Here is a 12604-nt window from a genome sequence, read left to right on the forward strand (position 1 = left end):
CCGGAAGATGGAGTTTCCCGGCTTTTTCACGATGGCGGGCTGGTGGCGCCATCGGGATTGAGCAACGAGATCGGGATCTTGTGCCCGATCGCCCCATGCGGGCGCTCTTCGTTGTAGTATCTGCGCCAATCCTCCATCTTTTCAGCCGCGTCTGCAAGCGTGAGGAACCAGTGGGCGTTCAGACACTCCGCCCGGAAACGGCCGTTGAACGCTTCGATGTAGGCATTGTCGGTCGGCTTTCCCGGCCGGCTGAAGTCAAGCGAGACGCCTCTGGTGTAAGCCCATAGGTCGAGGTCGCGAGAGACGAACTCGGAGCCCTGGTCGACGCGGAGTCTTGGGATAGCCGATCCTGGGCAGACGTGTTCCAACGTCCTGACTACATCTTCGGCGCGATAGCTGAACCGCGGATCGAGCACCGGCACGTAGCGCGAGAAGGTGTCGACGACCGTCAGCACGCGGATCTTCTTGCCCGTCGCCAACTGATCATGAACGAAGTCCATCGCCCAGGTCTCGTTCGGCTGCGTGGCTTCACAGCGGTCCTCCCGCAGCTTCGCCTTCACCCGACGCTTCGGCGTCTTGTTTCTCAGCTGAAGGCCCAAATCCCTGTAGATCCGGTAGGTTCGCTTCATGTTGACGTCCCAGCCCTCGCGCTTGAGCATCACGTGCACGCGCCGGTATCCGTAGCGGACCCGCCTCGCGCAGATGTCCTTGATCCGAGCCTCGATGCCGGCCTGATCGCGGCGGCGGGACTTGTAGTGATAGGTCGAGGTGTCGAACTCCAGAACCCGTATGCCCGCCGGATCGACACGTTCCAATCAGCACGTCTCCGCCACCAGCTCGCGTTTGCGACCAGGCCAACGAGCGCCGGCGCTTCGGCTATCGGCGGCTGTTCATTCTGCTCAGGCGCGAAGGCGAGGCATCGGGTATCAACCGCATCTACCGGCTATACCGCGAGGAGGGATTGGCCGTGCGCAAGCGACGGGCGCGACGACGAGCCGTCGGCACGCGGGCACCGATCCTGGTTCAGGCGAAGCGGAACGCGCGCTGGTCGCTGGATTTCGTCCATGACCAGTTCGGCTGCGGCCGGCGCTTCCGCGTCCTCAACATCGTCGACGACGTGACGCGCGAATGTTTGGCTGCGATCCCGGACACCTCGATCTCCGGCCGCCGGGTGGCGCGTGAACTGACGGAACTGATCGCCCGGCGCGGCAAGCCGGGCATGATCGTCTCTGACCACGGCACCGAGTTCACCTCGAACGCGATCCTCGCCTGGTCGAAGGATCATCAGGTGGAATGGCACTTCATCGCGCCGGGCAAGCCGATGCAGAACGGCTTCTGCGAAAGCTTCAACGGGCGGATGCGGGACGAGTTGCTGAACGAAACCCTGTTCCTCGGCCTCGACCATGCCCGAACAACCATCGCCGAATGGGCAGACGACTACAACCGATCGCGCCCACATTCGGCGCTCGGATACATCACGCCTGCGGCCTATGCCGCCAATCTCACCGCAACGGACGATCGGCTGCGCAACCCCGACCAGCTCCGCCAATCACCCGTTGCTCAACCCGCGCCATACGGCGTAAAACTCGCCGAGGCTCTAACTGCAGCCGGATGACAGTTCAGTGGCATGTATGGACGGCCTCCGCGTGGCAAGGGCTTTCTGACATTGATGACAGGTTGGTCGGGTGCAGGCATGTATTCGGCCTTTGAGTGCGGCCTGTTCATGCCGCTGGCCTTGATGAAGTCCGCGGATCTGATCCCAGACAGGTCAACGCGCTTTTTGAGCGGCACCCACTGAGCGGGTTTTTCCGATCCCGGTTTTGACCGTCCGTCATCACACCATCAGCACCTCACCAACCTCTGTGCATCCTCTGCGACTACGTCACTACGCCGGTGAATCCGCGAAGCGCTTGCCCGTAGTCATCAGCGCCCAGACGATCCGGGCCATCTTGTTTGCCAAGGCCACCGCAACGACGTTGTACGGCTTTTTCGCCAGAAGCTCGGCAGCCCAGCGAGTGGGTGCCGCTTTGCCCTTACGACAGAAGCGAAGCACGGCATGGGCTCCCACAACAAGAAGGCGACGGATGTAGGGATCGCCTTGCTTGCTGATCCGCCCAAGCCGATCCTTTCCTCCGGATGAGTTCTGTCGCGGCACCAGGCCAAGCCAAGCCGCGAGTTGCCGGCCGGATTTGAACAGGGAAGCATCTGTCACGGTCGCAACGATTGCGCTGGCGGTGATCGGACCGATGCCGGGGATCGTTTCGAGGCAACGGCTCGACTCGTGCGAACGATGCCAGATGTGAATCTGTCGGTCCAGCTCACCGACCTTCTCGTGCACCTCACGCAATTGCTGTACCAAAAGAAAGAGGGCCGATCGGGCAAGCGGGGGAATGAGGTCGTGCCCCTCGTCCTCAACCAACGTGACGAGCATGCTCAGCCCTGTAGCACCCTGACGAGTGATGATGCCCAACTCCGCCAAGTGGCCGCGCAAGGCGTTCACCAGCATTGTCCGCTGCCGGATCAAAAGCTCGCGGACGCGATGCAGCATCAACACGCTCTGCTGCTCCTCGCTCTTTGTCGGAACAAAGCGCATCGTCGGTCGCGTGACCGCCTCGCAGATTGCCTCGGCATCCGAAGCATCATTCTTCTGCCGCTTCACGTATGGCTTGACGTATGACGCAGGCATCAGGCGAACCTCATGCCCCAGAGCCGTGAGGACACGAGCCCAGTGATGGCTCGTTGCGCAGGCTTCGATGCCGATCAAGCACGCCGGCAAGGACGTAAAGAATGCGACTACATCGTCGCGACGCAACTTCCGGCGGACAACCACTGCGCCCTGCGCGTCAACGCCGTGCACCTGAAACACGTGCTTGGCGACATCCAGACCGATTGTGCTAACCTTCTCCATGGACGGCTCTCCCTCATGTGACTTTCGACAGCCACACTTTGGCACATTGCGATGCCGAGAGCGGAGGCCGTCCACCTCATCAGGTCACGTTGGTCCGAACCGGGCGCACAATATCGTCCTGCTGACAGCTCCGATCGAAGATGAGACGGAGATGCGCATTCCGTCCGTGGCACGGCATGCGCTGCGCTATCTCGTCGAGCAGCTGAGAGAGGTTAAGGCCAAGCTCGCTCGGAGGCAGCGATCTTATCGTCGTGGCCCAAAAGCTCCAGCGCCTGCCCGCGATTGATGACGATACCTGGCGTAGGCGTCGTGACCGCTAGCGCTCAGCAGTCGAGCGGAGCCGGGTTGTTAGATGCTTCATGCAAGTGCCCGTGCCGTCGCTTAGTCGTTTCGACTGAGATAGTTACTAAGCTTCTTTGCCAGTACGCTCACATGCGGCGGAGCGACCATCGTGTAATGGTCACCTGGCACCTCATGAATTTCCAGGCGGCCTCGCGCGAATTGCTTCCACCCGAGATCGCCATTGGATTCATTCGTGGACGTGCGCAGCCCCTTCTTGGCTGCAAAAAGAACGGACCTGCTGTCGTTGGGCCGAGGCGTGTAATCACGCAGCGCAATTCTATTTGCCTCGGCAACTGTCAGGATATTATTGAGCTGTGTTTCACTCATGGTAGGGACATTACCTGCTTGCGTTCCGAAATCGAGCAAGGCCGTGACCTGGCACTCACGTTTGATGGATTTCAGCCTTCGCCAATGTTGCTTCAGCGCAGGAAAAAGGACGGTCAATATGACCACTTGCTCGCTCAGCCAGTCAGGAATGGGACTGTTGCCGAGCAAGCGATGATACCGGCCCCTTGTGCATTCTTCAGACTTGTGAAGCGCTTTGGCATCGAGCAGCCCAAGTATAGCTATCTCGTCACCAGCATCGCGCAATTGGCAGGCCATTTCCCAAGCAATGCTGCCGCCCATCGACAAGCCAACGAGCTGGTAAGGCCCGCGTGGCTGTACGCTCTTGATAGCCTCAACATAATCCTGTGCCATCTCCGCAATGCTCAGGTGAGGTCTTGCCTCACCGTTCAGACCGCGTGCCTGCAGGCCGAAGAGCGGTTGCTCTGCGCCCAATGCTTTGGCAAGAGGCGTATAGAAGAGCACATGTCCGCCAAAAGGGTGGGGGCAAAACAATGGCGCCCGCGAACCGCCAGTCTGTATCGGCACCAATGTGCTCGGACGCGCGCTTCCATGGGTCTTCGACAGGGCTCTCGCGAGCCCTCTTGGTGTCTGGTGTTCCAGCAGCCGAGAGACGGCCAATCTTTCTCCCGTAAGCTGCTCGATGCGATTGATTGCGCTCAAGGCGCTCAATGAATCGCCACCAAGATCAAAGAAGCTGTCGGTAAGGGCAACGTCATCCAAGCCCAAAATGTCCTGATAGATCGCTGCAATTTGGCGGTCCAAAGCTGGCTCACCAGGAACCACAATCGGGCTGCGTGGTTCTTCGTTTCCAGTCGGGGCATCCACGGATGTGGTCGCAGTGTCAGGTTGATTCAAATCCGCTTTTTTTTGTCCCTGCTCCTTGGTGGCGACCGCATCGAGCCAGTAGCGCTTGCGATCGAAAGGATAAGGCGGGAGGGGGGTACGCTGCGGAGGCTTATGATCGTGCAGGCCAGACCAATCAATGCGAAGGCCGAAGGTCCAAAGCTTGCCCAGTGTCTGTAACAGTCTCAGGTGATCCCCTTGCCCATGATCGCCTCCTGGCAAGGCTGCAAAGGCGACGGGGCTGCGCCTGCTCTTTGACTTGAACTGCCTGGAATGACTGGTCAGGGCTGCGCCAGGCCCTATCTCTATGAATAACTCGTGGCCCGATTGCACCAGCCGATCGAAAGCCCGATGGAACTGCACCGTCTCTCGGAGATTTCGGACCCAGTAGCTATTATCAAGCGGCACGTCCGCCTCCAGCCAGTCACCGAGCACCGTTGACATGAAAGGTACTTGCGGCGCATGCAACCCAATTGGTTTGGCGTGAATCCTGAACTCCGACAGGATTGGATCGAGCAGGGATGAATGCACGGCATGGCTTGCTCGTATTTGTTTGCTCGCAATGGATTTCGCCTGCAATTGCTCATGAAATGCTGCGATCTCGGATGCCGCCCCCGAAACGACGCACTGACGCGGCCCGTTTATTGCCGCCAATGAAAGGTTTTCGTTCCAATATGGCCGGAGCTCTTCGGGCGACAAGCCGACTGCGACAGTGCCGCCAGCAGGTACGCGGGACGTTAACTGTCCCCTTTTCAGTGTCAGGCGAATGGCGTCAGGTAGCGAGATGATGCCAGCGATATGAGCGGCTGCATATTCGCCGATGCTGTGGCCGACCACAGCTGCAGGAAAAATGCCCCACGAGATAAAGAGCTTCGCCATTGCATATTGCGTAGCGAAGATGACGGGCTGTATGACGGCTTCTAGTTGAGGCTCAAGCTCGCCGTCGGCTTTGCCTTCTCTGTAGAGCAGGGGGCGGAAGTCAGTATTTGCGAACTCGTTAATCCACTTTGCGCATTCGTCAACGGCGCTTCGGTATACCGGCTCCTCTTCATATAGCTCTCGACCAATTCCAATTTGCTGTCCGCCTTGGCCGGAGAACATGAACGCGATGCGGTGTTCACTGCTTGATACCTCTCGCGACGCGCCCGCCTGCAGTGCCGCCTGATCGAGTTGATCGGCTAGTTCCGCCAGATCGGTTCCCACAAAACTTGCGCGATATTTGAGAGCGGCTCGCCCCTTTTGCAAGGTGTACGCGATGTTTGCTGCACTGTGCTGAACCTCGCATCGGCGCATAAAGCCGGCCAGTTGCCGGAGCATTTCGGTCAGTGCCGGCCTGCTCGCTCCCGATACTGGAAAGAAGTGCAGCCTGCGACCACCTTGCTCACTGCTTCGCGGCGGAGCCTCCTCGAGAATCGTGTGTGCATTCGTGCCACCAATGCCAAATGAGCTGACACCGCCGCGCCGTGGCTCACCACCCTTGGGCCAAGCGGTGCAGGTCTTGTTCACGAACACCGGGCTCTCCTGAAAGTCGATGTTTGGGTTGGGCTTGTCGAAATGCAGACTAGCGGGAATGACGCCCGTGTTCAGCATTGTGGCAAGCTTGATCAATCCCGTTACACCTGCTGCGGCGTCGAGATGGCCGACATTGGTTTTCACCGAACCTATTGCGCAGAATTGTTTCCTCGCGGTGTGGGAACGGAAGGCCTTGGTCAGGCCGGAGATTTCGATGGGGTCTCCAAGATAGGTTCCCGTACCATGCGCCTCCACATAACCAATTGTGTTCGCAGAGACGTCAGCATTGGTGAGGGCAGCTTGAATCACCGCAGCCTGTCCGTCGACGCTGGGGGCGGTGAAGCCTACCTTGCCAGCGCCATCATTGTTAATGGCAGTCCCCTTTATGACTGCCCAGATATAGTCGCCGTCCCTACAGGCATCGCTCAGCCGCTTGAGAACGACGACCGCAGCTCCACTGCCTCGCACTGTTCCTTGTGCTTTAGCATCGAACGCACGGCAGTGGCCGTCAGGAGACAAAATATGGCCTTGCTGATGGAGATAGCCTTTTCCGTGAGGCAGGAATATCGATGCACCGCCTGCTAGTGCCATATCGCACTCATTGCTGCGCAGGCTCTGGCAAGCAAAGTGGACAGCAACTAGCGAAGTGGAGCAGGCTGTCTGAACTGACACGCAGGGGCCGGTCAAGTTGAGCTTATAGGCGATGCGCGTAGCCGTGAAATCGCTGCCATTAAGGATGCGGATCTGCAACTTCTCTGAATCCAGCAGGTCGCGGCCTATTTCGCGGTCAGCGAGATAGTGGTTGGCCCCCACGCCAGCAAAGACCCCGACACGGCTTCCTGCCGTCTCGCGCGATCCGTATCCCGCATGGTCGACCGCCTGATACGCCGTTTCCAGCAGGATCCGCTGTTGCGGGTCCATCCACGCTGCTTCCTTAGGCGAGATGCCGAAAAACGCCGCGTCGAACAGATCAACTCCGCTGATAACGGCTTCGCGCCTTACATAATTGGGCGTGCGCAAAGTGTCGGGATCGACGCTAGCTTCTCGCAATGTCTGTTCATCCAGATCTGCGATAGACTCTATGCCATCGACCAGATTGCTCCAGAATTGATCTACGTTCTCGGCCCCCGGGAACCTGCCCGCCATCCCGATGATCGCAACGGCATTGCGGTCGTGTTTGGGCTCGTTTTCGCTTGCAGCCAAGCCAATTGTTTTCGTTAAATCCTGAGCGGGGCGAGGAACGGCTGGAATTGCAGCCAAGTGCGTAGCAAGCGTTCTTATGGTGGGATGCTCGAACAGATCCAGAATCTTGCAATCAATGTCCAATCGATCGTGGATGCGCGCCTGAACCTGGACGATGGCTAGGGAATGACCGCCAACATCGAAGAAATTGTCTTCGACGCTGACGGTGTCCAGCTTCAGCACGTCCTTCCATATCTCAGCCAGTTCCGTCTGCAATCCACCGGTTGGTAAAGTTGCGGCCTTTAATTTCGAGGCGTTTCTCGGCTCGGGAAGAGCGCGCCGATCGATCTTGCCGCTACGATTGGTCGGTAGCTGAGGGAGGAACACGAACTGTGAGGGAACCATGTGGCCAGGCAGCGCGGCGCGCAGAACAGACTGAAGTTCATCGGCATCCTCCGAACTCTCCCGCCGTCTCACCACATAGGCAATCAGGCTCGCATTTTCATCGAGACGGTCCGTCAGCGTGACACAGCATGCTTTGATGTTTTCGTGCTCCATCAGGCACTGCTCGATTTCGGCGAGCTCAACCCGCATGCCGCGGATCTTGATCTGTCCGTCCTTCCGGCCCATGAACTCGATCGCGCCATCTGACCGATACCGGGCCCGATCTCCAGTTCTGTAGAGCCTGGACTGCGGATCATCATCGAACGGGTTTGGCCGGAAAACCTCGCGCGTGAGTTCATCGTTATTGATGTAACCCCGAGCCAGGCCGACGCCCCCGATGTAGAGCTCGCCAATTGCGCCAAGCGGTGCCGGATTGCCATAGCGATCGAGGATATAAGCCTTGGTATTGATGGCCGGGCGCCCAATGGGCGGCTTTTGCCCCCCGGCTTTCACCTCGGTCCTTATGCAGTAGACGGTCGTTTCGGTGGGCCCATAGGAATTTAAGATGCGGCGTTTCTCACCCCATCGTTGAATGAGGCTCAACCGCAAGGGCTCTCCACCTGACTTGATCACGGTTAGATCAGGAAGATCAGTCGACGGCAAGGAGGTCCACGCTGTCGGCGTAAGACCGGCAGCGGTAATGCGCTCCCGGCGCATGAACTCGACCAGCTCTGCTCCAGGCAGCGATGCTGATGGGGGTGCCAAGCACAATTGACCACCAGAAGATAAGGCCAGCATAAAATCAAACAGCGATGCATCAAATCCGCAGGCAGCGAACTGCAACACCCGGCTATCCGGCCCCAACTGATAGGTGCGTCTTATATCCTCCGCCATGTTGCAGGCGCTGCGATGTTCAATCATCACGCCTTTCGGCCGACCCGTGGAACCGGACGTATAGATCACGTAAGCCAAATCGGACGGGCCGGCGGGGCAGTGCGGAGGCGTGACTTCATGCAGAGCAATTTCGGTGCGGTCCTTGTCTAGGAGAACCACCGCGCATCCATCAGCACCTTCAATGTTTAGTCCTGACAGGACTTTCCCGAACGCCTGTTCATTAAGCTCCGCATTGCTGATGATCGCAGTGGCGCCAGCGTCCCGAACCATGAAGCGCAGGCGCTGGGGTGGGAGTCGTGGATCCAGAGGAAGATAGACGGCCCCCGCCTTCAAGACCGCTAGAAAGCCGACGATGAGATCGCACGAACGCTCAACGAGAACGCCGACCACGTCTCCGAGGCGGATACCCTTTGAAATCAGATGACGGGCAAGCCTGTTTGTCCGTTGCTCAAGCACGGCATAGCTGAGAGTCTCGAATGGGCAGCTGACAGCGATATTGTCCGGGTAAGTGGCAGCCTGCGCTTCGATCAGGTTGTGCAGGCAAATGTCGGACGGAAAACGTGCAGCTGTCTCGTTAAAACCGTGCACGAGCTGGTGCTCTTCATCTGGCGTCAGAAAACTATAGTCGCCTATCCGTCTCGCTGGCGCATCTGCAATCGCCTCAAGCAACAAACAATAGTGCTTCGCCAGCCGCTCGATGGTGCTGCTGTCCCACAAGTCCGCATTGTATAACACGTCGAGGCGGACACTTTCTTTGCCGGCCAGGATTCGAAAATCAAGATCATTCCAGATATCGGTCTCGCAAAATCGGATTTGCGAACGCAAGCCGGAGAGGTCGACTTCGCATGGCGTGAAGCCAAGAGAACTCACCGCCTCCGGAGTGAAGTTGAAAACTGCTTGCGCGAGTGGATTTCGATCAGGTGCAGGGGGGAGCTTGAGTTTCTCCAGCAACAGGGGAAGAGGAAAATACTCGTGGCTGCGCGCGCCGCGCATGAGCTGACGCACCCGCTGCAAATGGTCGAGGAAAATGGGATTTCCGGAAAGATCCTGCCGTAGGGCCCCCATAGTCACAAAGTAGCCGAAGGTCCCCGAAAAATTTCCCGCAGGACGACCGAGACGTGGCACGTAGAGGGTGACGTCGTCCTGGTCGCCATAACGATGCAGCAGGACGTAATAGGCAGCAAGCAGCACTGTAGCGAGCGTTACCTTTTCCTTGTGCGCCAGCCGCTCCAAGCGCGCGACCAGCGGCTTCCCAATACTTAGGGAGAAAACTGACCCAGTATGCGTGGCAAGCGCAGCTCGTGGTCTGTCGGTCGGAACGGCCAGGTCGGGCTCATGATCGACAAACTGGCTGCGCCAATAGGCCCACATGCGCTGTCCGTCGTCGCCGGCAAGGAGGCGCTCCTGCCAGGCTATGAAGTCCTCGTAAGAAGCTGCCGTGGTCAGACCTGGCATATCCGTGTTGCCACAGCACGCCTGGTAGAGCCTGCCGAATTCGTGCAGGAAGGTGCGAATGCTGTATGCGTCGGAAATGATGTGATGGAAACTAAGGAGGAGAATCTCTTCCGTGGCGCTGCGGATGAACAGGTGCGCGCGAAACACCGGCCCATGTTCCAGATCGAAAGGCGAGCGAGCCTCCACCGCGATTGCTTGATGGAAGTCTGCTTCGTCGGCGCCTGGCAGCCGAACGATATGAAAACTGAGGGAGGCTGTCTCAGGAATGCGTTGAACGACGTGCTCGCCCTCCTGGTGAAAGGTCGTGCGCAGCATTTCATGGCGGTCGATCAATGACTGGAGCGCGCGCCGCAAGGCATCAATGTCGAACGGTGCCTTTATCCGCAGCTCGACTGGGAGATTGTATTCGCTACCGGTTGGTCTTTTTTGATGATGCAACCAAAGGCCCATTTGGCCATGCGATAGCGGACGCGTGACATAATCCATTGCTTTCTCCGCCACTTGTTATGCGGAGCAAGCTACTCAATTTTTCTTGGAAATCGGTTAAATATTCTAAGAACTTATTCTGACTTCCCGATGAAGGTTCATTCTTCCGAAATACATATTTTATTAGAATTTGAATTGCAGATGAATACTTCATATGAATTGTGAAAGGAAGACTACAACAAAAGACTAAAGGAGCATGAAGTCATTTCACGATCGTTGAAGTGGGTTTCGAACATCTTTACACATCGCGACCCGTCGGCGGTGTAGAAGTGCTCCCCGTCTAGGGCAGCTGCAGGGTGTAAACGGGCAAAGCATCAGCGACTCGTCCGTTGCGCTGATCAGGCAAGGGCGCGTGGTGGAGCGATTCACACGCCGTGACGCATGCATTCGAACAGGCAGACGGGAACAATCGACGTTTGGATTTTCCGGCATTCCCAGCTGATGATCCCAACATCGCGCTTGCGTGAGGTGCTGAGCCCGGCTGAGTTGGAACGGGCCGAAAAAATCCGATACTTAGACCTCCGTCTTTCATATCTTCAGGCAAAATTCGCTTTTCGAACCATTCTTGCTGCGCACTTGCATGTTTCGCCATGTGATCTGCAGTTGACCGTTTCACGTTTCGGCAAGCCTCGACTGCCAGCGCACGAGATTGAGGTGAGTCAGTCTCATAGCCACGATTGGTCCGCTGTCGCCGTGTCGGCAACGGGCTTGGTTGGGATAGATATTGAGCATTGGCGCCCTATGGCAAATTGCCGCCAGTTGGCTTGCCGTATTATGACCGACCAAGAGGTAAGGGCCTTTGAAGCAACTCCGCGCCCCCTATGTGAGCGAAAGTTACTTGATCTGTGGACTAGGAAGGAGGCCGTGCTGAAATGTGTAGGCTTCGGTCTCCACCAGGATCCTCGAGGTCTTCATACGGGCTGGGATGAGCCGGCCGTGCAATTTGGCGGCGTGCAATATTACCTCAATCCGCTCCCAGTCTGCGGGCAGTTGATAGGGCACCTAGCTTCGCATGATCCCCAACAGATCATTCTGCGCAGCCTGCCATCACAATTGGACGCTTGGCCGATGTGCCGTCCTGCGGCTGCCATTCTAGGCTAACCGTTTCTGCAAAGCCGCCCGGCACCCTATTTGGGCTGCCACACACTGGCGGTTTCCTCCTGCGATCGCAAAGCCGGATCTCGCAAACAGCCGCTTCCCCCACGTGGGCGCTCAGCCGATGCCCTGTTCGGCGATATAGGCGTTGGGGCTGACGTCGTTGGAGCTTGCAGGTTTATGCCGACTGCCGAACTTTATCGAGCGGCCATTGTTGATGTGTTCGCGGCTTATCTCACGCATGAGAGCGGGCTTGCCCCCACCACGGTGGAACGCCACAAGCTCCTGAAGCGTGTCGCGACTTCAGGGATTCACGAGTGATCGGGATAGGGGGACGCCTCGCGGCGCCGCCCCTCCCACACCACCGGGCATACGGATCACGTACCACGGCGGTCCGACCGGATTACGCTTAGACAGAGACATAGAGACGGGGAAGACCGAGCGACTCGAAGTGATGGTTGCGCAGGGCCTGTTGGACCGCCGGGGTGTCCTGACATGCGCCAGAATCCCGTCGGTGAACCGGCCGCAACCGCGGCCCGGAGCTTTGGCACGCCACGACCGCGCAGCTCCTTGTAGCGGTTGTGCCCGTTCCCCCATTGCCGCCAAAGATACATGCGTAGTCTTTGGCGGGTCCACGCTTCCAAATTCGTAAGCACCCGCGGGGTCTGGCAGAAACCGAAGTAGCCGCGCCATCCGATGAGGTATCGCTTCAGCTTCTTGACCAGCTGCGGCAGACTTATGCCCCGGGTCCGGCGTGTCATATCCCGGATCAGCGCCTTGAATTTGGCGAGGGCCCTCGGCGCGATGCGCCGCTCGCTCCCGTCATTCGCGATGCTGAATCCCAGGAACTTCCGCTCCTCCGGCCGCGCCACCGCGCTCTTCGCCTCGTTGACCTTCAGCCGCAGCTTCTTGGTCAGGAGGCGGCTTAGGGAAGCCATGACCCGTTCGCCGGCGCGGCGGCTGCGAACATAGATGTTGCAGTCGTCGGCGTAGCGGCAGAAGCGGAGATGCGGCGCGGCGATCAGGATGAGACGGCGTATTGCCTCATGTAACGATGCTCCCCGAGATTCGAGCGTTGCCTCATCCATTTTGATCCCGGCTTGGGGCGAAGGAGGCCGGGCGCGGAGATGGCCGGGGTTTCGCAGCGTCCGGCCT

Annotated in this window: 5 protein-coding genes and 2 pseudogenes; 2 read left to right on the forward strand and 5 right to left on the reverse strand. The window is 58.3% G+C overall.

Translation table 11 applies throughout. The features are described from left to right. Positions 1-26: 26 nt before the first annotated feature. Positions 27-854 (reverse strand): annotated as a pseudogene (locus tag AC0L3L_RS19830) (IS3 family transposase); the annotation flags it as partial. Between AC0L3L_RS19830 and AC0L3L_RS19835 the strand changes: the two are divergent. Beyond that, positions 854-1615: pseudogene (locus tag AC0L3L_RS19835) on the forward strand (IS3 family transposase); the annotation flags it as partial. The pseudogenes AC0L3L_RS19830 and AC0L3L_RS19835 sit on opposite strands and share 1 nt — an antisense overlap. A 270-nt stretch (positions 1616-1885) precedes the next feature. Here AC0L3L_RS19835 and AC0L3L_RS19840 read toward each other — a convergent pair. After that, positions 1886-2908, reverse strand: a complete 1023-nt coding sequence (locus AC0L3L_RS19840; protein WP_473638819.1) for an IS110 family RNA-guided transposase — start codon at positions 2906-2908, stop codon at positions 1886-1888. A 381-nt stretch (positions 2909-3289) separates the two neighbouring features. After that, a complete protein-coding gene (locus AC0L3L_RS19845) occupies positions 3290-10354 on the reverse strand; it encodes a hybrid non-ribosomal peptide synthetase/type I polyketide synthase (protein ID WP_473638820.1) in 7065 nt (2354 codons plus the stop codon). A 441-nt stretch (positions 10355-10795) separates the two neighbouring features. Here AC0L3L_RS19845 and AC0L3L_RS19850 point away from each other — a divergent pair, with 441 nt between their 5' ends. Beyond that, on the forward strand, positions 10796-11455 hold the full coding sequence (locus tag AC0L3L_RS19850) for a 4'-phosphopantetheinyl transferase family protein (protein ID WP_473638821.1): 660 nt from the start codon (positions 10796-10798) through the stop codon (positions 11453-11455). Between the two features lie 111 nt (positions 11456-11566). On the opposite strand, the gene AC0L3L_RS19855 is transcribed toward AC0L3L_RS19850, so the two are convergent. Continuing rightward, the gene (locus AC0L3L_RS19855; protein ID WP_473638822.1) at positions 11567-11692 is read right to left on the reverse strand and encodes a hypothetical protein; all 126 of its coding nucleotides are present in this window, start codon (positions 11690-11692) and stop codon (positions 11567-11569) included. A 134-nt stretch (positions 11693-11826) separates the two neighbouring features. Further along, on the reverse strand, positions 11827-12604 hold a 778-nt coding region (locus AC0L3L_RS19860), incomplete at its 5' end, for a group II intron maturase-specific domain-containing protein (RefSeq protein WP_473638823.1).

It is taken from the genome of Mesorhizobium sp. WSM4849 (assembly GCF_055811385.1).